Origin of the sequence: Falsigemmobacter faecalis (assembly GCF_003863335.1) — a bacterium.
Classification (GTDB): domain Bacteria; phylum Pseudomonadota; class Alphaproteobacteria; order Rhodobacterales; family Rhodobacteraceae; genus Wagnerdoeblera; species Wagnerdoeblera faecalis.
On sequence record NZ_RRAZ01000014.1, the window covers coordinates 1 to 21,480 of the forward strand.

Here is a 21,480-nt window from a genome sequence, read left to right on the forward strand (position 1 = left end):
GCCGATGGTGCCGATGTTGACGTGCGGTTTGTTCCGTTCAAACTTAGACTTAGCCATGGAGGCCTCTCCTTAATTCGGTGGCGGTGCGTGGGATCACGCCCTGCCCGGGGGGGGTAGGGGTGCGTGCCGAAGCACGCACCGCCCTTATGCGTATTTCTTCTGAATCTCTTGCGAGAGGTTCTCAGGCACAGCGTCGTAGTGGTCGAACTGCATCGAGAACACTGCACGACCCGAAGACATCGAGCGCAGGTTGTTGATGTAGCCGAACATGTTCGCCAGCGGGACCATAGCGTCGATGACGTTTGCGTTGCCGCGGCTGTCCTGACCCTGAACCATGCCCCGACGCGAGGTCAGGTCGCCGATGATGCCGCCGGTGTATTCTTCCGGGGTGACAACTTCGACTTTCATGATCGGCTCAAGCAGTTTCGCGCCTGCTTTACGCAGACCCTCACGCATTGCCGCACGCGACGCGATTTCGAAGGCCAGAACCGACGAGTCAACATCGTGGAAAGCACCGTCGATCAGAGCGACTTTGAAGTCGATAACCGGGAAGCCTGCCAGCGGGCCCGAGTCCATAACGGACTTGATGCCTTTTTCGACGCCGGGGATGTATTCCTTCGGAACCGTACCACCAACGACTTTCGACTCGAAGGAATAGCCTTCGCCCGGCTCGGTCGGGGTGATGACCAGCTTCACGCGTGCAAACTGGCCGGTACCACCGGTCTGTTTTTTATGCGTGTAGTCGATCTCAGCCGCGGTCGAGATGGTTTCGCGATAAGCCACCTGCGGAGCGCCGATGTTCGCCTCAACTTTGAACTCGCGACGCATACGGTCGACGAGGATGTCGAGGTGAAGCTCGCCCATGCCCTTCATGATGGTCTGACCGGACTCGAAGTTGGTCTCGACGCGGAAGGACGGGTCCTCAGCAGCCAGACGAGCGAGCGCGAGGCCCATCTTTTCCTGGTCAGCTTTGGTTTTCGGCTCAACAGCGATCTCGATCACCGGCTCCGGGAAGGTCATGGTTTCGAGAACCACAGGCTTCGCCGGATCGCAGAGGGTGTCACCGGTGGTGGTGTCTTTCAGACCCGCCAGCGCGATGATGTCGCCTGCGAAGGCTTCTTCGATCTCTTCACGGTTGATGGCATGCATCATCATCATACGACCAACGCGCTCTTTTTTGCCTTTGGTGGCATTGAGCAGCGTGTCGCCTTTCTTCAGCACGCCCGAGTAGATGCGCGTGAAGGTCAGCGAGCCCACGAAGGGGTCGTTCATGATTTTGAATGCCAGACCCGAGAAGGGCTGATCATCCGAAGCCGAACGCTCGATGTTACGGGTCTCGGTCTCATCGCCCGGTGCGAAGCCCATATAGGGTTTCACGTCGAGCGGCGACGGCAGGAAGTCAACAACGGCGTTGAGCAGAGCCTGCACGCCTTTGTTTTTGAACGCCGAACCACCAAGAACCGGCACGAATGCCATGGCGAGCGTACCCTTACGGATGAGCGCGCGGAGGGTATCCACGTCGGGCTCAGTACCTTCCAGGTAAGCTTCCATAGCCGCATCATCCTGCTCGACTGCGAGGTCGATCAGAGTGGCACGACGGGTTTCAGCCTCTTCTTTCAGCTCGTCACGGATCGGACGGTGTTCCCAGGATGCGCCGACGTCGTCGCCGATCCAGACCCACTCTTCCATGGTGACCAGGTCGACGATGCCTTCCAGCTTGTCCTCAGCACCGATCGGGAACGCAACGGGAGCCGGGGTGGCGCCGGTGCGGTCTTTGATCATGTCGAGGCATTTTTGGAAGTCTGCGCCGATCTTGTCCATCTTGTTGACGAACACGATGCGCGGAACGCCATAGCGGTCAGCCTGACGCCATACGGTCTCGGTCTGCGGTTCCACACCAGCGTTGCCGTCGAGCAGGCAGACAGCACCGTCGAGCACAGCCAGCGAACGCTCAACTTCAATGGTGAAGTCAACGTGGCCGGGGGTGTCGATGATGTTGAAGCGGTGCTTCGGCGAGGTCGGTGCGGCACCGTCGTAGGTTTTTTCCCAGAAGGTGGTGGTCGCAGCCGAGGTGATGGTGATCCCGCGTTCCTGCTCCTGCTCCATCCAGTCCATGGTCGAGGCGCCATCATGCGTCTCGCCCATTTTGTGGTTTTTGCCGGTGTAGAACAGGATGCGCTCAGTCGTCGTGGTTTTACCCGCGTCGATGTGCGCCATGATCCCGAAGTTGCGGTAAAGATTAAGCGGATAATCGCGTGCCATCCGACCCTCTTACCAGCGGTAGTGGCTGAACGCTTTGTTAGCGTCGGCCATCTTGTGGGTGTCTTCACGCTTCTTCACAGCGGTGCCGCGGTTGTTGACCGCGTCCGACAGTTCAGCAGCAAGACGCTCTTCCATGGTGTTCTCGTTACGCTTGCGCGCAGCGATGATCAGCCAGCGGATTGCCAGAGCTTCGCGACGGGTCGGACGAACTTCGACCGGAACCTGGTAGGTTGCACCACCAACGCGACGCGAGCGCACTTCAACAGAAGGCTTCACGTTGTCGAGTGCTTCGTGGAAGCATTCGATCGGAGCCCGCTTGAGGCGCTTCTCGACGCGGTCGAGAGCGTTGTAGACGATGGTTTCTGCGATCGACTTTTTGCCGTCGATCATCAGATTGTTCATGAATTTGGTCAGAACGGTATCGCCAAATTTGGCGTCCGGCAGGACCTGGCGCTTCTCAGCAGCGTGACGACGTGACATATCTCAGTTCCTCACTTCGGACGCTTCGCGCCGTATTTCGACCGGCGCTGACGACGATCTTTGACGCCCTGCGTGTCGAGCACGCCGCGCAGGATGTGGTAACGAACGCCCGGAAGGTCTTTTACCCGGCCGCCACGGATCAGAACCACGGAGTGTTCCTGAAGGTTGTGCTTTTCGCCGGGAATATAGCTGATGACCTCGAAGCCATTCGTCAGACGCACTTTGGCGACTTTACGCATAGCCGAGTTCGGCTTCTTCGGGGTGGTGGTGTAAACGCGGGTGCAAACGCCGCGCTTCTGCGGGCACTGCTGGAGGTGCTGCGACTTCGAGCGCGTCACCTTGGGCTGCCGCGGTTTGCGGATCAGCTGTTGGATCGTCGGCATAATATGCTCGCCTTCTCTTGCAACCCGTTCGGCCTCCACGCGTCCGCGAGGGTGTCCGGGGGCAGTCCGTAAACATGTGTCTTGCGCGTCCACAAAACACCAAAACCGCATGCGAATCCCCAAGAAGGATTCGACGCGGTGGAATCTCAGAGGATCGGAACCAGAAGTTCGGATCTTGACCACTTCGATTTCATATCCCCACCACAGGCCGATGGCTTCTGATGCAGATGGGCGTGATATACGGAGAGTCGCTGGCAATGTCAACAGCGGCACGGGCATTTCAGCCCTCTGAAATGAGGCTGAAATCGCTTATTTTTCCCAATATTTCCTGGGGTCGGCGGGAAGCCGCACTCCCCTGCAACTCTGGGTTCATCCCGGCCCTGAAACCGGCCGGACGGGCGCGAATCTCCGCCCCTGAGGCAGGGTCCGCAATCCAGCACAGCACTGACAGAGCGTCAAGAGAGGCCCCGGACCGATGGCCCCGCACGCCAGACCACCCGCCGCTGCTCAGGGCTTCGGGCCGCAGGGGGCTGCGGAAGGGCGCTGCCTGCAAAGGCAAGATCTATGGGTTATACCACCAAGCCCCCCAGGATATTGATTTCGCAGGCGCGCCTTACCACTCTGCCCCGCTCCGAACTGTCAGGGTCCCGGCAATTGACCGATGGGTTTCGTCATTTTGTCAGGCCGGCTCTGGCAGGGGGCAGCGGCAGGCGGCTGCCCTAAGATATTGAATCACTGTCCAATATTTACAGGGCTTTTGCCGAAGTCGCATCGCACCCTTCCCGCGCAGCGACGGGGCAGATCCCTGATTTGATCCCCATTTTATCCACATATCTATTCACAATATGGATTATTGCGGCGATTGCGGGGGTAGAATCTTATCACCACTCCGGCGTTTTGCGCCATATTCCTGCCATACTATAGCGCAAACCGGGCGTTTACCCCGCAGGCGGAGGCAGTTCCCGGGCGCGGGTCAGTCGCGTAGTCAGCACAAAAGGCGCCGCCGCAAGTAAAACGGCCAGGGCCGCCGCCGGACAGGCCGCCTCATAATCGCCGGTCAGGGCGTAAAGCTGGCCCGACCCCCAGGCGCCAAGCGCCGCGCCCAGCGACATCATCAGAAAGATCAGCCCATAGATTGAGCTCACCCGACCCCGCGCGAAGATCCGCGCATTGACGGCCGAGATGACCGGACCACGCGCGCCCTGACTGGCACCGAAGGTCAGCACAAAAACCCAGACCAGCGCCGGATGCTGCCACCGCGCGTAAAGCCAGAGCGCCAGGATCCCGCTCAGCGTGCCGAGAAATGACACCAGCGTCGCCGCTTTCACACCAAAGCGCTGGCTGCCCCAGCCCGATGCGATCACCCCGAGAATCGACAGCATTCCCGCCACGCCAAAGGCCAGCGCCGCCTCCATCGCGGGCATGCCGCGCGACAGCAGGAAGGCGATGATCTGCACGCTCATCAGATAGGCCGCAACGGCCGTGAAGAAGAACGCCTGGATCAGCAGCCAAAGCTCGGGCGTGCGCAGGGCGCTGCGCACCGTCCACTCCGGCCCCCGCAAAGCTGCCCTGCCTGCACTGCGCTGTGCGGCCTCGGCGCGGGGATTGCCCGCGGCCCCTCCGGCAATCTGCCTCCAGGGCAGCAGCGCCAGCACCGGCAAAAGCGCGAGGGCCGCCCAGAACATCACGCCGTAAGTCCCGCGCCAGCCAAGCGTGTCGACCCCCACCTGCGCCAGCGGCACCAGGGCCAGCATACCCGAGCCAAAGCCCGCATAGGCAATCGCCACCATCAGGCTCAGCTGCCGGTCAAACCACCGCCCCAGAAGCGCCGAGGCCGGCACCATCCCCATCAGCGAAGAGGCCATGCCACAAAGCACCCCCGGCCCCAGATAGAGCTGCCACAAAGCCTCTGTCCGCCCCGCCGTCAGCAGGGCCAGCGCCAGACAGCCTGCCCCGGCAAGATAGGAAATCCGCGGCCCCCAGCTGTCGAGGATCTGCCCGGTCAGCGGCGACATCAACCCCAGCGTGATCAGATAGGCCGAATAGACCCCGGTCAGCGCGGTATGATCCCAGTGAAACGCCGCCTCCAGCGGGGCCATGAAGACCATAAAGGTATCGACCACGCCCCGGACGATGAAATTGCACAGGAAGGCAATCACCACCACCAGAAGCGCGATCCCCCCCGGCCGCAGCATGGCTGAGGGGCGGGGGGCGGCGGTCATCAGATGCTCCGCCCTGCGGCGGCAAGGATCTTTTCCGCCGCGCGGGCGTGGGGCTTGTCGATCATCCTGCCCCCGATCTGCACCACGCCGGATTCCGGGTTCTCGGCAAAGTGGCGCAGCACCTCTTTCGCCCAGGAAACCTCGACCTCCGAAGGGGTGAAGGCCGCATTGACCGGATCGATATGGCTCGGGTGGATCACCATCTTCGCGCCGAAACCATCCCGGCGGGCGGCGCGCGCCTCATCGGCCACATAATCCAGATCACCGATCGCGGTGCAGACGGTATCAATCGCCGTCACCCCCGCCGCCGCCGCCGCCATCAGGCACATATTGCGCGCCAGCACGAAGGGACCGGAATACTCCGCCCCGTCCCGGTTCGACAGCGCCCCGAGCGAGGCCGCCAGATCCTCCGCCCCCCAGAGCATACCCCTGAGCCGCGGATGCGCGGGCGCATAGGTGGACAGCCCCTGCATGGCCTCGGCGGTCTCAGTGGCGACCACATAGATCTCTGTGCTGCCAGGGGTCAGCCCGAAAGCCGCCTCAAAGGCGGAAAGGTAATGCGCAAGCTCTGCCACATCCGCGCCGCCCCGGCATTTCGGCAGCAAAATGCCATCGGGGCGATGCGGCATCACGGCGGCCAGATCCGCCAGCGTGGTGCCGGTGTCAAAGGCATTGACCCGCACCATCAGATATTTTCCGCGCGGGCTTTGCTGCAAAAACCCCGCCGTCTCGTCGCGCGCGATGCGCTTATTGGCGAGAGACACCGAGTCTTCCAGATCCAGCACCAGCGCATCTGCGGCTGTGCCACAGGCCTTCTCAAACTTCCGCGCCGAGTCGCCCGGCACAAAGAGGATCGAACGCATCAGGCCAGATCCTTCTTCCGCATCAGCCCCATGCGCCGGCAGGAGGCCACAACCTCGCCCGTCTGGTTCAGACAGATATGCTCAAATTCAACAATCCCCGCATTGGGGCGCGAAGCGCTTTCGCGCTTGCCGATGATCGTGGTGCGCGCGCGCAGGGTGTCTCCGGCGAAGACGGGTTTCGGGAACTTCACCTCCGTCATGCCCAGATTGCCGATGGTGGTGCCCATCGTGGTATCGGCCACGGTCATGCCGATCATAATCGCCAGGGTATAAAGGCTGTTGAACAGCGGCTTGCCCCATTCGGTCCCGGCCGAGAAGTGATTGTCGATATGCAAAGGCTGCGGGTTCAGCGTCATCAGCGAGAATGAGATATTGTCATGCTCGGTGACCGTGCGGCTGAGCGGATGCTCAAAAACCCGGCCCACCTCAAATTCCTCGTAATAAAGTCCGGCCATCTCTCAACTCTCCTCAAAGCATGATCTGTCGGGCGCGCAGGGCGCGGATGCGGTCGGGGTCAATGCCCCAGGATCCCAGCGCCGCGGCCCCCGAGCCGCGCGGCGGCGGCGGCGCGGGGGCCGCGGCGGGGGTTTTGGAAAATCGCGGGGCGGGGGCGGGCTGCAAATGGCCCGCAACCTCCACCCAAAGGTCGCGCGCGCGGTTCGCCGGATGGCTTTGCGCCTCAGCAAGGCTCAGGACCGGGGTGGCGCAGGCGTCAGAGCCCTCAAAGACCCGCTCCCAATGCGCGCGGCTTTCGCTGGCGATGCGGCCCGCCAGCGCCGCCCGGGCCTGCGGCCAGCTCTCTTTGCGGCTGAGATCGGGAAAGCTTGCGGGATCAAAGCCAAGGCCTGCCAGAAGGTCCCGCCGAAAGCGGGCCTCCAGCGGCGCGATGGCGAGATAGCCGCCGCAGGCACAGATATAGCTGTCATAGTGCGGCGCACCGCTGTCGAGCAGATTGCCGCCCCGCGCCTGCGGATCATGCAGCCCGGCAGCGATCATACCGCAGAGCGGCACCATCATCAGGCTGACCCCGTCAAGCATGGCCGCATCCACCACCTGTCCCTCTCCGCCCGCACGGACCTGCAGCACCGATGCCAGCAGACCCGCCACCATCAGCATACCGCCGCCCGCGTAATCCCCAAGCAGATTAAGCGGTGCCAGCGGGGCCGCGCCGCTGCGTCCCAGCATCGAAAGCACCCCGCTCTGCGCCAGATAGGTCAGATCATGACCCGCCGTCTGCGCCAAAGGCCCCGCCTGCCCCCAGCCGGTCAGCCGCCCGTAACTCAGGCGCGGATTGCGGCTGAGGCAGGGTTCCGGCCCCAGGCCCAGCCGCTCCATGACGCCGGGGCGAAATCCTTCGATCAGCGCATCGGCCCCGGCGATCAGATCAAGGACCAGGGCCACCGCCTCGGGATCCTTCAGATCAAGCGCCACAGAGGCCCGCCCCCGCAAAGTGAAATCAAGGCCCTCAGGCCGCGCGATCCCGGCATCTCCCGGGGTCAGCCGGTCGATCCGGATCACATCGGCCCCCAGATCGGCCAGCATCATGGCGGCAAAGGGTCCCGGCCCGATCCCGGCCATCTCAATGGCCTTGAAGCCCTTCAGCGGACCCGCTGTCATGACCCCTATCCCCCCCGCGCGCTCAGTAAGATTTCGCCAGACCCAGCACGCGCTCTGCAATGAAAGAAAGAGCAAGCTGCGGGCTGACCGGGGCGATGCGCGGCACCATGACTTCGCGCAGATAACGCTCAACATGGTATTCTTTGGCATAGCCAAAGCCGCCATGGGTCATCACCGCCTGCTGGCAGGCGTTAAACCCGGCCTCTCCGGCCAGATATTTGGCGGCATTGGCCTCAGCGCCGCAGGGCCTGCCCTGGTCATAGGCCCAGGCGGCCTTCATCACCATCATCCAGGCGGCCTCCAGCTCACACCAGTTCTGCGCGAGCGGGTGCTGAATGCCCTGGTTCTGGCCAATGGGGCGGTTAAAGACCACGCGCTCTTTGGCGTATTGCGTGGCCTTGCGCAAAGCCGCCATGCCCAGACCCACGGCCTCGGCGGCGATCAGAATGCGCTCGGGGTTCATGCCCTGCAGGATATATTCAAAGCCGCGCCCCTCTTCGCCGATCAGATCTTCGGCCGGGATCTGCAGATCCTCAAAGAAAAGCTCGTTTGAATCCACGCATTTGCGGCCCATCTTCTCAATCTCACGCGCCTTGATGTGCGCGCGGTCAAAGCGGGTGTAGAACAGGCTCAGCCCATGGGTCGGCTTTTTCACCTGATCGAGCGGCGTGGTGCGGGCGAGCAGAAGAATGCGGTCCGCAACCTGAGCGGTCGAAATCCAGACCTTCTGCCCGGTGACGCGGTAGATATCCCCCTCGCGCTTTGCAAAAAGCTTCAGCTGCGTGGTGTTCAGCCCGGTGTTTGGCTCCGTCACCGCGAAACAGGCCTTCTCACGGCCTGCCGCCATGGGGCGGATCATGCGCTCTTTCTGCGCCTCGGTGCCGTAAACATCGACGGGTTTCAGCCCGAAGATATTGATATGCACGGCCGAGGCCCCCGACATCCCCGCACCGCTTTCCGCAATGGTGCGCATCATGATCGCGGCTTCGGTGATGCCCAGGCCCGCGCCGCCCTGCGCCTCTGAGGTGCAGATCCCAAGCCAGCCGTCCCTGGCCAGCGCGTCGTAGAAATCCTGCGGAAAGCCACCCTCGCGGTCGCGCTTCAGCCAATAGGCATCGTCAAAGCCCTCGCAGATCTTCGCGATGGCCTCGCGGATCGCTTCCTGCTCGCTGCTCAGCGCAAAATCCATCTCATCCTCCCCGGTCGCAGCCTAAAGCCCGCGCACCACCTGTTTTGCAAAAAGATCCTCGATCCGCGCCTCAGAGAGCCCCGCCTCGCGCAGCACCTCGCGGCTGTGCTCGCCCTGACGGGGCGCGGGGCGCGGCAGATCAGGGGGCGTGTCAGAGAGCGAGACCGGATTGCGCATCACCCGGATCACCCCCTCGGTCGGATGCTCAACCCGGGCGAAGAAATCCACCGCCGTCAGATGCGGGTCGCTGAGAATGCTTTCAAAATCATGCATCTGCATGACCGGCACATCGATCTTCTCAAAAAGCGCCTGCCAGTCGGCGGAACTGCGGGTCAAAAAGACCTCCATCATCCAGCCATAGACATGATCGATATTGACCGAGCGGCCCGCATAGCCCGCAAAGCGCGGGTCAGAAAGTTTCCCCTCCTCGCCGAGCGCGGTGAGAAAGCGCCGCCAGTGCTCATCGGTATAGACCAGCGCGCAGATATAGCCGTCGGCGGTCTTCAGCGGGCGGCGGTTTGCGGCAAGCTGGCGGGCATAGCCGCCACCATCGAGCGGCGGATCATAGGTCAAACCGCCCAGATGATCCGAGAGCACGAATTGCACCATGGTCTCAAACATCGGGATATCAACGCGCTGCCCACGCCCGGTGCGGCCCCGCGCGACCAGAGCCGCCAGGATCCCGGCCAGACCCGCCAGCCCCACCACCCGGTCGCCCACCGCAGAGGGGACATAGCGCGGCTCTCCCCCTCCGGAGAGGCGGAAGAGATGGGGGATCGTCGCCCCGCCCTGGATCAGATCATCATAGGCGGGCCGCGCGGCATAGGGGCCGCTCTGGCCATAGCCGTAAAGCCCGGCATAGATCAGCCGCGGGTTCACCCCGGCCAGCACCTCAAAGGAAAGCCCCAGCCGCGCCATGGCGGCAGGACGCACGTTATAGGCCAGAACATCGGCATCCCGACACAGATCAAGGATCAGCTCGCGCCCCTCAGGCGTCTTCAGATCCAGCGTGATCGAGCGTTTGCCGCGGTTTGAGTTCAGATACATCGGCCCCATGCCGGGATGACGGGCCGGGCCAATGGCGCGGACCAGATCGCCCGCAGGCGCTTCGACTTTGATGACATCAGCGCCGAATTCGGCCAGGAACTGCGTGGCATAGGGGCCCATGACCACCGATGTCAGGTCAATGACTTTGATCCCCTCAAGCGGACCCATGGCGGCTCCTTACACCATCTCGGTGACAGACCCGGCCTCAGGCCCGGCCATCAGGCGCAGGGGGGTATAGATCATCACCACCTCACCACGCTGATTAACAACGGAATTTTTCGTGCGAACGAGGCCGCGCCCCGCTTTGGAGGCGGGCCTGCATTCGGTGACCACCGCCTCAACATGGATGGTGTCGCCCTGCACCACAGGGGCTTTGACCTCCATCTCCATGCCAAGGAAGGCGAGACCCGTCCCCTGCCCCGTGGCATTGAGCACCAGCCCCTCAGAGAGCGCATAGACCAGCGCCGCAGGGGCCGGGCGGCCCTGAATGGCCGAATGCGCCGCGCGGTATTCCGCATCGAGAAACAGCGATTCCAGCATCCCCGCAACTGAGACGAAATTCACGATATCGGTCTCGGTGATCGTGCGCCCGAAGGTGCGAAAGGCAGTTCCGACGGGCAGTTCGGTCCAGAAGCGGCCCTGTCCCACAAGTTGCATGGCTCTCTCCGCAGGGTCGGGAAGACCGGCGACCGAAGCCGCCGGTCGGGCGTGTCACTCAATCGCGTCGCGGAAGGCCTGCAGGATGGCTTTGGCCGGACGACCACGGGTTTCCAGATCGCCCGCCCATTGATCGCCCACAGTGGCCATCAGATCGCCGATCTTTTTCGCATCGGCCTCGGGCAGCTCGACATATTGCACGCCCGCTGCGGCGATCTTTTCGCGGTCCGAGACATCCAGTTTGTCCGCCACTTCGCAGGCCGAGAAGGTGGTCTCTTCGCCGGTCTCAGCCAGCACCTTCTGCACCTCCGGCGAGAGGCTGTCCCACTTCTGCTGGCTGATCGTATAGGTCACCACAAAGGAGCCGAAGTTCAGCCCCGTGGTGGCATATTTCAGGAAGGGCTGCATCTCATAGGGCAGGATCGAGCCATTGGGGAACAAAAGCGCATCGAGCGTGCCACGCGACAGCGCCTCACGCGATTCCGGGGCCGGGATCTGCACCGGGATGGCTTCGAGAAGCTTGGTTGCGATCTCTTTGGCACCGCCGGTGGTGCGGACCTTCAGCCCCTTAAAGCTGTCTGCGCCGGTGATCTCGCGATCTTTGGTGAAGATCTGATAGGCCGGCAGCACCATAACCATCAGCACCCGCACGCCATTGGGCGCAAATTCCACCTGATCGAGCGCGCCGCCGGGCTGCGCGATCTTCCAGAAGGCTTTTGTGCCCTGGCAGGAGGTGGTGAAAGCCTCAGGCAGCTCGCCCACCGACGACAGCGGCAGTTTATCCGAGACATAAGAGGCCCCGACATAGCCCACATCCAGCGCCGAGCTTTGCGTCAGCGCCAGCAGATCCTTGGCCTTGCCCATCTGCTCGGCGGGGAAATATTCAAACTTCACCTCGCCGCCGGATTTCTCGGTCACCCGGTCCATCCAGACTTTGGCAAGGTTTTCAGCGATGTAATGCCCCACCGGGAAGCTGTCGCCCACGCGCAGCGTCTCGGCGGCACTGGCGGGTATGGCGGTGGCAAGCAAAGCGGCCATCAGGCCCGCAGTCGAGATCATGCGCATTCCGGTCTCCTCCCTGAAGACAGTGATTAATGGGCAGACATGGTCGAAGGCAGCCACAGCACCAGCTGCGGAAACAGGGTCATCAGCGCGATCACCACGAGATGCGCCCAGACATGCGGCAGCACGCCCCGGAACAGCTCTCCCATCGGTCGGCGGGTATAGCGGGCCACGACAAAGACATTCATGCCCAGAGGCGGCGTCACCATTCCCAGTTCCGCCGTGACCACCACGATCACCCCGAACCAGATCGGGTCATAGCCCAGCTGCATCACCACCGGCAGCGTGACCGGCACGGTCAGGATCAGGATGGCGATCTGATCCATGAAGAAGCCAAGGATGATATAGCCGATCAGGATCAGCGTCATGATCGCCAGCGGCGGATAGGGCAGCGCGCCGACCCAGGTGGCCAGATCATTGGTCACCCGCGTCAGGGTGAAGAAATAGCCAAAGATATGCGCACCAAGGATGATGAAAAGGATCATACAGGTGGTCTGAGCCGAGCTGCGCAGCGCATGCCAGAGGCTCGCCCAGGTGAGTTTACGCTCCCGGAGAGCCAGCAGCATGGCGACAAAGGCCGCCAGTCCTGCCGCTTCCGTGGGCGTGGCAATCCCGGAATAAATCGTCCCGGTGACCGCCAGAAACAGCACCATCATCGGCCAGATACGCTTCATCGAGCGCAGCTTTTCGCGCAGCGTATAGGCCTGGCCCAGCGGCGCGGAATGCGGCCAGAGCCAGACCAGAATGGCCACCGTCAGGATGATCGCAATGGTCACGATGATGCCCGGGATCACCCCGGCAATCATCAGCCGCGAGATCGAAACATCGGCCAGAATGCCGTAAAGGATCAGCGCCACAGAAGGCGGGATCAGCATGGCCAGCGTGCCGGAGATCGCCACCACACCGCCCGCAAGCTTGGGCTCATAGCCCTGGCGCATCATCTCGGGCAGTGAGGTTGAGGCCAGGGTGGCCGCCGAAGCCGTGCTTGAACCGCAGATCGCGCCAAACCCCGCCCCCGCCAGCGCCGTGGCCATAGCCACCCCGCCGCGCAGCCGCCCCACCCAGACCGTGGCCGAGCGGAAAAGATCGGTCGCAATGCCCGAGATGATGACGAATTCCGCCATCAGAATGAACATCGGAATGGTGATCAGCTCATAGGAATTGGCGCTGGAAAGCGAGGTGGTCGACAGGATGCCCATCAGCACCCCCATGCCACCGTAAAGATAAAGCCCGATCGCGCCCGAGACCGCCATGGCCAGCGCCACCGGCAGGCCCACAATCAGCAAAACGGCCAGCAGCCCGAGAACCAGTGAGACCAGCATCAGATGACATCCTCCTGCACAGAGCCGGTCACCGGCGGCGGCGGCAGATGCGCCAGATCCCGCCCGGTCACGAGAGAGGCCAGATGGCCGATGACCCGGACCACACAGCGCAGCACCAGCGCGGCCGTGCCGATCACCAGAAGCGCATAGGGAACCCAGGTTGAAATCGGAACAAGCGCCTGAATATGCTCATCATTGACCCAGGCTTTCACAAAGCGCGCCCAGCCGCCTTTGCAGATCAGCGCCACCACCCAGATCGAGGCGCCATAGCCCAGCGCCAGCCCCAGATGCATCACCGGCTTTGGCAGCATGTGCTGAAACACATCCACCGCGATATGGCCGTGGTGGTTCAGCGTATCGGGCAGCGCCAGAAAGAAGACCGCCGTCATCAGCCAGAGCCCGATGACATTATATGACCAGCTGAAGGGCGCATCAAAGAAGTAGCGCCCCGCCACATCGGCCACCACAATCAACATAATGGCGGCCAGCGCGGCGGCCGAAACGGCCACAAGCGCGGTTTCAAATCGCGTCATAAGGCGCAGCACCGGGCTGTTGTCCGGCGGTCGAACGTCATGCTGCATTCCATCCCCCTCCCCGGGGCGAACGGCACCTCCAACCCCGGAACCGGAGCCTCCCTGAAAGCACTTAGTTCAGATATGCGGACATTTTATTCCTGACAGTGAATAAATGGCAGCGGGACCTCTGCTGTCAATCCTTCAATTCAGCCTGGGATAAAAAAGCAGTTTCCGGCCTTTCAGGCCTCCACTCCCCGCAGGGCGCAGTGATTTATTCATATATATGGACAAATCATTCGCAAGCAGGCACAAGGGTCTGAGCGTTTCGCGGAGGGGCAGTTTATGGCGGTCAAACAAGTCCTCAACATGCTGGACCTGCTGGAATTCTTCGCCGAACGCGGCAAACCCGCCTCGCTGGCTGAGGTCAGTGCCGCTTTTGACTGGCCCCGGTCCTCTGCCTTTAATCTGCTGACCACCCTCAGTTCGCGCGGCTATCTTTATGAGCCGGAGGCGAAGGGCCGCTTCTATCCCACGCCGCGCTGGCTGACCATGGCCCAGGCCATCACCGCCGCCGAACCCCTGCCCGAGCAGCTTCTGCGCCTTGCCCGCGATCTGGCCTCGCGCACCGGAGAGACCATCTGCCTTGGCTCGGCCTCAGGGCAGAAAGTGGTGTTTCTGGAGGTGATCCCCTCCGCACAGCGGGTGCGCTATGCGGCAGAAGTGGGCCAGCGGGTGCCGCTTCATGCCACCGCCTCAGGTCATGCGATCCTGAGCCAGTGGAGCGCGAGCCAGCGGGATGCCTTTCTGCGCCGCGTCAGCTTTGAACGCTACGGCGCGGGCACCCCGATGAGCCTTGAGGCGGTGGAAAGTCAGATGAACGCGGGCCTGATGCGCGGCTGGTTTCGCAGCGCGTCAAACTACAGCGTCGATCTGGGCGGCGTGGCGCTTCCGGTGCTCATCGCGGGACGAATTTATTCCGTCACGGTCGCAGGCCCCCTGAACCGCATCACCGGAGAAATGAGCGCGATCGCCCGCGAGATGCACGACGCCGTGGCCCTGCATTTCGGCCGCGATTACCTGACCACCGAGATCCGGGGCCTGACAACACCCCCGCAGCGCAGCTGAGACCCCTGCCCGGAGACCCACCACAGATCGGCAGCATCGGCTGACAATTGTGCCCCTTGCTCTTCAGGCAGGCGATATCTTCCGCGCGTCAGGCGCAGCCCGATTGATTGCGCAATGACGTCATGCGTCAGACTTCGGCGCCGGCTTACAGCCTGACCCTCAATGCTGCAGCTCAGCACCCCAATAGAGGAAATCCATCCAGGTCTGGTGCAGCTCCCCCTTCGCCCGGGGCAGAGCCCGCGCGGCGGCATCGAGCTGAAAGACCGTTGGTTCAAAGGGCTGGCGCAGCAGCCGCATCCCCGCCTGCGAGAGCGTCCGCGCGCCTTTGCGAAGATTGTCCCGCCCGCAGCAGGCCACGATATTGGTCCAGCTGGTCTGCCCGCCCCGGCTGCGGGGGATCACGTGATCGAAGGTCAGATCTTTGGCAGCGAAAGGGTTGCCGCAGTACTGACAGGTAAATCCATCGCGCAAAAACAGATGATAGCGCGTGAAGGCCACATGACGCCGCCTGCGGTAGCTTTTGAGCGCCACCACGGCGGGAACCTCATACTCCCGGCTGGCCGAATGGATCCGCACGCCCTCATAGCTGCGGACCTGGATCACCCGCTCCTGATGGACCGCAACAAAGGCATCTTCCCAGGACCAGACCGACAGCGGCGCCCAGGACAGGGGCTGCATATCCATGTTCAGAACCAGTGTCCGAAGTCCGGAAAGCCCCTGCATCGCCTGTCACCTCTGCCCGAAGGGATGGTGACGGCAGACAACACCAAAGGCGCAGCCCGGCGGCCCTTTCCGGCCCGGTTGCGGGGAAGTGCTCAGCATGACCCGTGCCTCCTTCACCTCTGGCAGGGCAAATGCCCCTGCCGCCACTATATCTCGCGTTTGATTCGAAACAAGCCCGCACCTGTGGTGCGGGCCTGCTCTCGATGACAGATTTTCGTGACAGGCCCGTGACAGCCGGATCAGTCGAGACGGTCTTTCAAAAAGTTCAGCGCCACGCCCAGACCATCGGGCGCAATGCCGTGGCCGGTGCCTTTCATGACATGGCCATAGGTCTCAAACCCGGCCTCCATCAGCGCCTCGGCGGCTTTGCGCATATCGTCAAAGGGCACGACCTGATCGGCATCGCCATGCACCAGCAGCACCGGCGGACGGACCTGAGATTCCGCGCCCAGCTTTTCAGCGCGCAGCAAACGACCCGAGAAGGCCACCACGCCGGCCATTTCTTTTTCGCGGCGCGGCGCGACATGCAGGCTCATCATGCTGCCCTGCGAAAAGCCAAAGAGCGCCAGGCGGTCAATCCCGATCTCTTCGCGCGCCAGCACGATATCGATAAAGGCATTCAGATCGGCAACGGCCGCTTCCATCCCCTTAGCGGCCTCCTCTTCCGACGAGCCGTCAAGCCAGGGGATCGGGAACCACTGATAGCCAAAGGGCGCGCCCGGCACCCGCGTCGGCGCATCGGGCGAATAGAAGGCGGTATCCGGCAGATGCTGGGCCAGAGGCTCCGAAAGGCCGATCAGATCCGCGCCATCCGCGCCGTAGCCGTGCACGAAAATCACCACGGATTTCGTTTTGCCAGACTGCGCAGGCTTTGATTTAAAGTTCAGCGGACGCGTCATCGGATTCCTTCCCGTTTCTTCTCAACATGGTAATAGGCCCAGAGCAGCCGTGCCGCAACGGCGCGCCAGGGCGACCAGGCCTGCGCCATCACCCGCAGCGCCTTTTCCGTGGGACGCGCCTCAAGGCCGAACAAGAGCCGTGCAGCCTCCTGCAGCGCCAGATCGGCCGGGGCAAAAACATCGGCGCGGCCGAGCGAAAACATCGCGTAAATCTCCGCCGTCCAGCGCCCGATGCCGGGCACCGCGACCAGCTGCGCCACGATCTCTTCATCACTCAGATACGGCAGGGCGTCAAAATCGATGCCCGCCCCCGCGAGGGCGAGGGCATAGCGCGCCTTCTGCCGCGACAACCCCAGCGCGCGGAGATCCTCTTCAGCCATGGCTGCGACCGCTTCGGGTGAGATCATCCCCGCAGCCTCCAGCCGCCCCCAGATCGCCCGGGCCGAAGCCACGCTGACCTGCTGTGAGGTGATCGCGCCCAGCAGGGCCGCAAAGCCCCCTTCACGACGGCGCAGCGGCAAAGGACCCGTTAATTCAAGAGCATAGGCGAAACGCGGCTCCCGCGCGGCCAGCCAGGCAGCGCCTTCGGCCACACAGTCCGGCGTGTCAATGATGCGACCCGCGTTCATCTCAGGCCCGGATCACGGGATTTCAGAAGTGGCGCGGTCAGATCTGAGAGACGGTGCTTTTGCCGGCCTTCGTCGTCAAAGGTCTCCGGGCGGCACCAAAGCTCATAAGCTTCTTTCAGCGCAGGCCAATCCTCATCGGTGATCGCATACCAGACCGTGTCGCGGTTGCGGCCTTTCACCACCATATGGTGCCGAAAGATGCCCTCATAGCTGAAGCCCAGCCGTTCAGCGGCGCGGCGCGACGGCAGATTATCGCTGTGGCACTTCCACTCATAGCGCCGATATCCCAGCCGAAAGGCCTGCTCCATCATGGCAAACATCGCGCCGGTGGCCGCAGAAGTCCCCTGCAGCGCGGGCGAGAAGGTCAGTGATCCGACCTCGATCACGCCGTTCGCGACATCAATGCGCATAAAGCTGGCCAGCCCTGACCAGTCCCCCTCCGGGGCGCGGATCGCATAAAACAGCGGATCGGCCAGCCCGCAACGGCTTTCGGCCCAGGTCCTGAACGCCGCCTCGTCGGGAAACGGGCCGGTGAACATATAGTCCCAAAGTGCGTCATGGCCGCGAAAGGCCTGCCAGAGGGCAGGGAGATGCGCGCAGGTCAGCGGCTTTAGCACGCAAAGCGCGTTGCCCAAAGCGACCGGCGGCGGTGGCACCGCGCGGACAATGACTTCGGCGGATGACGGATCTTCGGACACGAGCACCTCCCCTGTTGCGGCGCAGGCTGCGGCAGATCAGCGGGCAGCGCAACCCCGCTCTCTCCCCCGCTCACATCCGCGCGAAGTCCCGGGCCGGGCACTTTCGCGCCCCATGCAGAGCGGCTAGTTTGCGCAGGCTTTGTTAACCTGCAGGTCCTGTCGTGCGTCGTCTCTCTCCGGCCCTGCTGGCCGCTTTTGTAATGCTTTCTGCCTGCGCCATGCCGATGCCTCCGACGGGAGGGGCTGGGGTGATGCAGCCCGATCCGCTGCTGGGCACCACCGCTGATCTGACTTCGCCGGCACAGAGCTTTGTCTATGTCCTGGCCACGGTCGAACCCGTGGCCGAGGCGACCTGCCGCGAGAAACGGCCCGATCTGAACTGCGATTTTCGCATTTTCGTCGATCCCGATCTCTCTAAACCACCCAATGCGTTCCACCGCCTTGACCCCGAAACCGGGCGTCCGGTGATTGGCTTTACCGCGGCGCTGATTGCAGAGGCGCGTTCGCCGGATGAACTGGCCTTTGTGCTTGGCCATGAGGCGGGCCACCACCTGGCAGGCCATATTCCGCGTCAGCAACGCTCAGCCGCAGCGGGGGCCATGCTGGCGGGCACGCTGGCTGTTATGAGCGGCGCCGGTGTCGGTGCACTTGAGCAGGCGGCGCAGCTTGGGGCGGCCGTCGGCGCGCGCAGCTATTCAAAAGACTTTGAGCTGGAAGCCGATGCCATCGGCACGCTGATTGCCTGGCGCGCGGGCTTTGACCCTGAGCGGGGAGCCGGGTTCTTCACCCGCCTGCCCGATCCTGGCAACCGCTTCCTCGGCTCCCACCCGCCCAATGCGGCACGGATGCAGACGGTGGCGGCCACCATGTCCGCGATCCGGCAGGGGCGCCTCAGATAGCACTGCGCAGAAAGGGCTGCGGCAGATCGGCGATCCGCTGGCTGATCAGCCGCGACAGATCGAAGGTCTGCCCCGGATCGCTGGCCACCAGCGCCCCTGCGGCTTCCGCGAGCACAGGATCTGCGGTGGCCCGGGCGAGACCTTCCAGAAAGCCCGAGAGATAGGTCCGGTCAGCCTGGCTCTGACTGGCTGAAAGCCGGCTGCGGGCAAAGATCAGATCTTCGCGCAAAGCCAGATCGTCCGCCGCGGGCAGACCCGGGACAGGCAGCGGATGACCGGCGGCGCGCGGCTGCGGCAGATGACTTCGGATCAGCGCAAAGAACTCGGCGCAGCCCGCGAGCGGCTTGGCAACAAAGCCCGCCGCACCAGCGGCCCGACAGGCAGGCTCCCGCTCGGGATCGCCGCTGATCGCCAGCACGACCGGAGGCCGCGGGGCAGAGGCCAGTTCGGAAATCAGCTCTTCCCCCGGGCCATCGGGCAGTCCGGGATCGACCAGAACCACATCCGGCAGATAAAGGCTCAGATGCCGCCGCGCCTGGGCAAGCGTCTCTGTCCGGCGCAGTCGCGCCCCGCCGCGCAGGGCCATCAGCCGCAGGCCATCCGCTGCAAAACGACTGTCTTCGACCAGCAGAATCGTTACCCCCCAGAGCGGTTGCCCCGCGGCAGGGCGCGGCAGCTGGTCGGGCTTTGTCAGAGAATCAGTGGCGGGCATTACCGGGGCTCCCTCTCCTGTGCCACTCTATCAGGCGACAAACAGGTTGCCGGAGGATTAACCCCGCAGCCGCCGCGATCGCTGCTTGCCAGGCCTGCCCCATCCCCCCATAAAGCCCCGGACTAGGCAGAACATAGCTATCGGAGGAGTTCCTATGATCGGTCGCCTGAACCACGTAGCCATTGCGGTGCCGGATCTTGAGGCTGCCTCGGCGCAGTATCGTGATACCCTGGGCGCGGTGGTCCGCCCCCCCCAGGATGAGCCGGACCATGGCGTTACGGTGGTCTTTATTGAACTGCCCAACACCAAGATTGAGCTGCTGTATCCGCTGGGTGAAAACTCCCCCATCGCGGGATTTCTTGAGAAAAACCCCGCCGGTGGCATCCATCACATCTGCTATGAAGTTGAAGATATTCTGGCAGCCCGCGACCGGCTGAAAGCCTCGGGCGCGCGGGTGCTGGGATCGGGGGAGCCGAAGATCGGCGCACATGGCAAGCCGGTGCTGTTCCTGCATCCGAAAGACTTTAACGGCTGCCTCGTGGAACTGGAGCAGATCTGATGTCGATTTCCGCCATCATCGTTGTCTTCGCCGTCTGCTGGTTTCTGGTCCTGCTGATCGTGCTGCCGCTGCGGCTGCAGACCCAGGCAGAGGCCGGATCGATCGTGCCGGGCACGCCTGCGGGCGCTCCGGCAGGGCCGGTCGGGCGTAAAAAGCTGATCGTGACGACGGTTGCGGCCACCATCGCCTGGGCGGCGATTTGCCTGACGGTTCTGTCAGGTGCGATCAGCATCCGGGATTTCGACGTCATGGGCCGCATGCCCCCGGTCAGCGCCGAGGATTAAAAAAGGGCCCCACAGGGGCCCCTTTTTCGCCTTAACGCTGCGGCCCGGTGTCCCTCACGCGGTGATAAAGATGCGTGAAGGTGGCCGCGCCCAGCACCGGAATGACCAGGCTGACAAAGGGCACCGAGAGCGGTATCGCCATCAGCACCCCGGCCGCAAAAATCTGCCCGCCGTGCTTTTTGCGCAAAGCCCGCGCGGCCGGCAGCCCGATGCGCCGCCCCGCAGCCATGGTGAAATATTCGCGCCCCAGCAGCCAGCCGTTCACGATCCAGAAAATGAACGGCAGCGAGGGCGGAAAGAACAGCCCGATGACCAGCGCCAGCCCGTTCACCACCATCAGAATGCAGAGAAAATTCACCGCATCTTTGATCGATTCGTAAAACCCAAGGCCCGGGGCCGGGGGCAGATGCGAATAATGTCTGGCCTCAACAGCACTGGCCACCTGTTCGAGGAAAAAGCCGGTAAAAACCGAGGCCACCGGCACCATCAGGAAGATGGAGAGGACAAACATCCCCCCCACCGCCCCCCAAGAGGCCAGCGCGGTGATCCCCTCCACCGTGCCGATCAGCGGCAGATCCAGCTCATCCGGCACCAGCACCTGCACCCCGGCCAGAAACAACACCGAAATCGCCGCCAGAAGCGCCAGAGTGAGCCCGATCCCCAAAAGCAGCACCCGGCGAAACCGCCGCTCGGGCAGTTGTGCAAGCGCGCGCAGGAAATCCGTAAAGATCATGCATGGATCCAGGTGGTAAGGCTGGCCACATCCGGGCGCGGACGGTCCGGAACCTGCCCCGCGTAGCTGCCGATATGGATGAGACCGGCGACAAACTCGCCCTCCGCCAGCCCGAAAGCCGAAGCGGCAAAACCCCGGTCCAGGGCCACCCATCCGGTCAGCCAGCCTGCGCCCCAGCCCGAAGCCAGAGCCGCATTCACCAGCGAAAGGCAAACGCCCCCGGCAGAGAGAACCTGTTCGATTTCCGGGATTTTGTCGTGGGAAACGGGACTTGCAACCACCGCCACACACAGCGGGCTGCGGGCAAACTGCCCGATCCCCTTCTCAGCTTTTTCCGCCGCCAGACCGGTTTTTTCCGCATAGGCCCCGGCCTCATCCGCCAGCCGTGCCAGCGCCGCCCGCTCCAGCACGATGAAGCGCCAGGGCGTCAGCTTGCCATGATCGGGCACCCGCGCCGCCGCCGTCAGCAGCACCTCCAGCGCGGCACGGTCCGGGACCGGCCCTGCAAGAAGCTTTGCCGGACGCGAGCGGCGGGTGAGCAGAAAATCAAGAACGGCGTTTGAGGTCATAATGGTCTCCTTCAGACCCGGATGTCGGGTC

General features: G+C 63.2%; 24 protein-coding genes. 4 read left to right on the forward strand and 20 right to left on the reverse strand.

What is annotated here, in order from left to right; translation table 11 throughout:
• Window positions 1-144: 144 nt before the first annotated feature.
• From fusA to EG244_RS10780, 13 genes are all read right to left on the reverse strand, one after another.
• Window positions 145-2,262 carry an elongation factor G gene (gene fusA / locus EG244_RS10720; protein WP_124964991.1) on the reverse strand — a complete coding sequence of 706 codons (2,118 nt, stop codon included), beginning with the start codon at window positions 2,260-2,262 and terminating at the stop codon, window positions 145-147.
• A 9-nt stretch (window positions 2,263-2,271) separates the two neighbouring features.
• Window positions 2,272-2,742, reverse strand: a complete 471-nt coding sequence (gene rpsG / locus EG244_RS10725; protein ID WP_124964992.1) for a 30S ribosomal protein S7 — start codon at window positions 2,740-2,742, stop codon at window positions 2,272-2,274.
• A gap of 11 nt (window positions 2,743-2,753) precedes the next feature.
• Window positions 2,754-3,125, reverse strand: a complete 372-nt coding sequence (gene rpsL / locus EG244_RS10730; protein WP_028030315.1) for a 30S ribosomal protein S12 — start codon at window positions 3,123-3,125, stop codon at window positions 2,754-2,756.
• 938 nt (window positions 3,126-4,063) lie between these two features.
• On the reverse strand, window positions 4,064-5,347 hold the full coding sequence (locus EG244_RS10735; protein ID WP_124964993.1) for an MFS transporter: 1,284 nt from the start codon (window positions 5,345-5,347) through the stop codon (window positions 4,064-4,066).
• Window positions 5,347-6,210 carry an HpcH/HpaI aldolase/citrate lyase family protein gene (locus EG244_RS10740; protein ID WP_124964994.1) on the reverse strand — a complete coding sequence of 288 codons (864 nt, stop codon included), beginning with the start codon at window positions 6,208-6,210 and terminating at the stop codon, window positions 5,347-5,349. The genes EG244_RS10735 and EG244_RS10740 overlap by 1 nt, the downstream gene beginning before the upstream one ends.
• Window positions 6,210-6,665 (reverse strand): MaoC family dehydratase, encoded by a 456-nt coding sequence (locus tag EG244_RS10745; RefSeq protein WP_124964995.1) that lies wholly within the window; start codon window positions 6,663-6,665, stop codon window positions 6,210-6,212. The genes EG244_RS10740 and EG244_RS10745 overlap by 1 nt, the downstream gene beginning before the upstream one ends.
• A gap of 13 nt (window positions 6,666-6,678) precedes the next feature.
• A complete protein-coding gene (locus tag EG244_RS10750; protein ID WP_124964996.1) occupies window positions 6,679-7,827 on the reverse strand; it encodes a CaiB/BaiF CoA transferase family protein in 1,149 nt (382 codons plus the stop codon).
• A gap of 22 nt (window positions 7,828-7,849) precedes the next feature.
• Window positions 7,850-9,016 carry an acyl-CoA dehydrogenase family protein gene (locus EG244_RS10755; RefSeq protein WP_124964997.1) on the reverse strand — a complete coding sequence of 389 codons (1,167 nt, stop codon included), beginning with the start codon at window positions 9,014-9,016 and terminating at the stop codon, window positions 7,850-7,852.
• A gap of 21 nt (window positions 9,017-9,037) precedes the next feature.
• Complete coding sequence (locus EG244_RS10760) at window positions 9,038-10,231, reverse strand: CaiB/BaiF CoA transferase family protein (RefSeq protein ID WP_124964998.1); 1,194 nt, start codon at window positions 10,229-10,231, stop codon at window positions 9,038-9,040.
• Between the two features lie 9 nt (window positions 10,232-10,240).
• On the reverse strand, window positions 10,241-10,720 hold the full coding sequence (locus EG244_RS10765) for a MaoC family dehydratase (RefSeq protein WP_124964999.1): 480 nt from the start codon (window positions 10,718-10,720) through the stop codon (window positions 10,241-10,243).
• A gap of 54 nt (window positions 10,721-10,774) precedes the next feature.
• The gene (locus EG244_RS10770; RefSeq protein WP_124965000.1) at window positions 10,775-11,785 is read right to left on the reverse strand and encodes a TRAP transporter substrate-binding protein; all 1,011 of its coding nucleotides are present in this window, start codon (window positions 11,783-11,785) and stop codon (window positions 10,775-10,777) included.
• Window positions 11,786-11,811: 26 nt separating this feature from the next.
• Window positions 11,812-13,104 carry a TRAP transporter large permease gene (locus EG244_RS10775; protein ID WP_124965001.1) on the reverse strand — a complete coding sequence of 431 codons (1,293 nt, stop codon included), beginning with the start codon at window positions 13,102-13,104 and terminating at the stop codon, window positions 11,812-11,814.
• The gene (locus tag EG244_RS10780) at window positions 13,104-13,685 is read right to left on the reverse strand and encodes a TRAP transporter small permease (protein WP_124965002.1); all 582 of its coding nucleotides are present in this window, start codon (window positions 13,683-13,685) and stop codon (window positions 13,104-13,106) included. The genes EG244_RS10775 and EG244_RS10780 overlap by 1 nt, the downstream gene beginning before the upstream one ends.
• Window positions 13,686-13,961: 276 nt before the next feature.
• Between EG244_RS10780 and EG244_RS10785 the strand changes: the two genes are divergently transcribed.
• Window positions 13,962-14,744, forward strand: a complete 783-nt coding sequence (locus EG244_RS10785) for an IclR family transcriptional regulator (protein ID WP_124965003.1) — start codon at window positions 13,962-13,964, stop codon at window positions 14,742-14,744.
• A 159-nt stretch (window positions 14,745-14,903) separates the two neighbouring features.
• Here EG244_RS10785 and EG244_RS10790 read toward each other — a convergent pair whose 3' ends face one another.
• The 4 genes from EG244_RS10790 to EG244_RS10805 form a co-directional block, all read right to left on the reverse strand.
• Window positions 14,904-15,467 (reverse strand): HNH endonuclease, encoded by a 564-nt coding sequence (locus EG244_RS10790; RefSeq protein ID WP_124965004.1) that lies wholly within the window; start codon window positions 15,465-15,467, stop codon window positions 14,904-14,906.
• A 239-nt stretch (window positions 15,468-15,706) separates the two neighbouring features.
• Window positions 15,707-16,366 (reverse strand): alpha/beta hydrolase, encoded by a 660-nt coding sequence (locus EG244_RS10795; protein WP_124965005.1) that lies wholly within the window; start codon window positions 16,364-16,366, stop codon window positions 15,707-15,709.
• Window positions 16,363-16,995 carry a DNA-3-methyladenine glycosylase family protein gene (locus tag EG244_RS10800; protein ID WP_124965006.1) on the reverse strand — a complete coding sequence of 211 codons (633 nt, stop codon included), beginning with the start codon at window positions 16,993-16,995 and terminating at the stop codon, window positions 16,363-16,365. The genes EG244_RS10795 and EG244_RS10800 overlap by 4 nt, the downstream gene beginning before the upstream one ends.
• Window positions 16,992-17,693, reverse strand: a complete 702-nt coding sequence (locus EG244_RS10805; protein WP_233588983.1) for a GNAT family N-acetyltransferase — start codon at window positions 17,691-17,693, stop codon at window positions 16,992-16,994. The genes EG244_RS10800 and EG244_RS10805 overlap by 4 nt, the downstream gene beginning before the upstream one ends.
• Window positions 17,694-17,944: 251 nt before the next feature.
• On the opposite strand from EG244_RS10805, the gene EG244_RS10810 reads away from it, so the two are divergent.
• A complete protein-coding gene (locus EG244_RS10810; RefSeq protein ID WP_233588984.1) occupies window positions 17,945-18,592 on the forward strand; it encodes a M48 family metallopeptidase in 648 nt (215 codons plus the stop codon).
• Here EG244_RS10810 and EG244_RS10815 read toward each other — a convergent pair.
• Window positions 18,585-19,304 (reverse strand): response regulator, encoded by a 720-nt coding sequence (locus tag EG244_RS10815; RefSeq protein WP_124965007.1) that lies wholly within the window; start codon window positions 19,302-19,304, stop codon window positions 18,585-18,587. The genes EG244_RS10810 and EG244_RS10815 overlap by 8 nt on opposite strands.
• Window positions 19,305-19,458: 154 nt before the next feature.
• Here EG244_RS10815 and mce point away from each other — a divergent pair, with 154 nt between their 5' ends.
• Together mce and EG244_RS10825 are read left to right on the forward strand one after the other, a co-directional pair.
• Entirely contained in the window at window positions 19,459-19,863 is a 405-nt protein-coding gene (mce, locus tag EG244_RS10820) for a methylmalonyl-CoA epimerase (RefSeq protein WP_124965008.1), read from the forward strand.
• Window positions 19,863-20,147 carry a DUF1467 family protein gene (locus tag EG244_RS10825; RefSeq protein ID WP_124965009.1) on the forward strand — a complete coding sequence of 95 codons (285 nt, stop codon included), beginning with the start codon at window positions 19,863-19,865 and terminating at the stop codon, window positions 20,145-20,147. The genes mce and EG244_RS10825 overlap by 1 nt, the downstream gene beginning before the upstream one ends.
• A gap of 31 nt (window positions 20,148-20,178) precedes the next feature.
• Here EG244_RS10825 and EG244_RS10830 read toward each other — a convergent pair whose 3' ends face one another.
• Both EG244_RS10830 and EG244_RS10835 read right to left on the reverse strand, forming a co-directional pair.
• A complete protein-coding gene (locus tag EG244_RS10830) occupies window positions 20,179-20,880 on the reverse strand; it encodes an EI24 domain-containing protein (protein ID WP_124965010.1) in 702 nt (233 codons plus the stop codon).
• Window positions 20,877-21,449, reverse strand: coding sequence for a nitroreductase family protein (locus EG244_RS10835; RefSeq protein WP_124965011.1), 573 nt, complete (start codon window positions 21,447-21,449; stop codon window positions 20,877-20,879). The genes EG244_RS10830 and EG244_RS10835 overlap by 4 nt, the downstream gene beginning before the upstream one ends.
• Window positions 21,450-21,480: the final 31 nt, after the last annotated feature.

Excerpts from the sequence above, each read along its gene's own strand:
- fusA (WP_124964991.1), bottom strand. The coding sequence starts at position 2,262 with ATGGCACGCGATTATCCGCTTAATCTTTACCGCAACTTCGGGATCATG.
- rpsG (WP_124964992.1), bottom strand. The coding sequence starts at position 2,742 with ATGTCACGTCGTCACGCTGCTGAGAAGCGCCAGGTCCTGCCGGACGCC.
- rpsL (WP_028030315.1), bottom strand. The coding sequence starts at position 3,125 with ATGCCGACGATCCAACAGCTGATCCGCAAACCGCGGCAGCCCAAGGTG.
- EG244_RS10735 (WP_124964993.1), bottom strand. The coding sequence starts at position 5,347 with ATGACCGCCGCCCCCCGCCCCTCAGCCATGCTGCGGCCGGGGGGGATC.
- EG244_RS10740 (WP_124964994.1), bottom strand. The coding sequence starts at position 6,210 with ATGCGTTCGATCCTCTTTGTGCCGGGCGACTCGGCGCGGAAGTTTGAG.
- EG244_RS10745 (WP_124964995.1), bottom strand. The coding sequence starts at position 6,665 with ATGGCCGGACTTTATTACGAGGAATTTGAGGTGGGCCGGGTTTTTGAG.
- EG244_RS10750 (WP_124964996.1), bottom strand. The coding sequence starts at position 7,827 with ATGACAGCGGGTCCGCTGAAGGGCTTCAAGGCCATTGAGATGGCCGGG.
- EG244_RS10755 (WP_124964997.1), bottom strand. The coding sequence starts at position 9,016 with ATGGATTTTGCGCTGAGCAGCGAGCAGGAAGCGATCCGCGAGGCCATC.
- EG244_RS10760 (WP_124964998.1), bottom strand. The coding sequence starts at position 10,231 with ATGGGTCCGCTTGAGGGGATCAAAGTCATTGACCTGACATCGGTGGTC.
- EG244_RS10765 (WP_124964999.1), bottom strand. The coding sequence starts at position 10,720 with ATGCAACTTGTGGGACAGGGCCGCTTCTGGACCGAACTGCCCGTCGGA.
- EG244_RS10770 (WP_124965000.1), bottom strand. The coding sequence starts at position 11,785 with ATGCGCATGATCTCGACTGCGGGCCTGATGGCCGCTTTGCTTGCCACC.
- EG244_RS10775 (WP_124965001.1), bottom strand. The coding sequence starts at position 13,104 with ATGCTGGTCTCACTGGTTCTCGGGCTGCTGGCCGTTTTGCTGATTGTG.
- EG244_RS10780 (WP_124965002.1), bottom strand. The coding sequence starts at position 13,685 with ATGCAGCATGACGTTCGACCGCCGGACAACAGCCCGGTGCTGCGCCTT.
- EG244_RS10785 (WP_124965003.1), top strand. The coding sequence starts at position 13,962 with ATGGCGGTCAAACAAGTCCTCAACATGCTGGACCTGCTGGAATTCTTC.
- EG244_RS10790 (WP_124965004.1), bottom strand. The coding sequence starts at position 15,467 with ATGCAGGGGCTTTCCGGACTTCGGACACTGGTTCTGAACATGGATATG.
- EG244_RS10795 (WP_124965005.1), bottom strand. The coding sequence starts at position 16,366 with ATGACGCGTCCGCTGAACTTTAAATCAAAGCCTGCGCAGTCTGGCAAA.
- EG244_RS10800 (WP_124965006.1), bottom strand. The coding sequence starts at position 16,995 with ATGAACGCGGGTCGCATCATTGACACGCCGGACTGTGTGGCCGAAGGC.
- EG244_RS10810 (WP_233588984.1), top strand. The coding sequence starts at position 17,945 with ATGCAGCCCGATCCGCTGCTGGGCACCACCGCTGATCTGACTTCGCCG.
- EG244_RS10815 (WP_124965007.1), bottom strand. The coding sequence starts at position 19,304 with ATGCCCGCCACTGATTCTCTGACAAAGCCCGACCAGCTGCCGCGCCCT.
- mce (WP_124965008.1), top strand. The coding sequence starts at position 19,459 with ATGATCGGTCGCCTGAACCACGTAGCCATTGCGGTGCCGGATCTTGAG.
- EG244_RS10825 (WP_124965009.1), top strand. The coding sequence starts at position 19,863 with ATGTCGATTTCCGCCATCATCGTTGTCTTCGCCGTCTGCTGGTTTCTG.
- EG244_RS10830 (WP_124965010.1), bottom strand. The coding sequence starts at position 20,880 with ATGATCTTTACGGATTTCCTGCGCGCGCTTGCACAACTGCCCGAGCGG.
- EG244_RS10835 (WP_124965011.1), bottom strand. The coding sequence starts at position 21,449 with ATGACCTCAAACGCCGTTCTTGATTTTCTGCTCACCCGCCGCTCGCGT.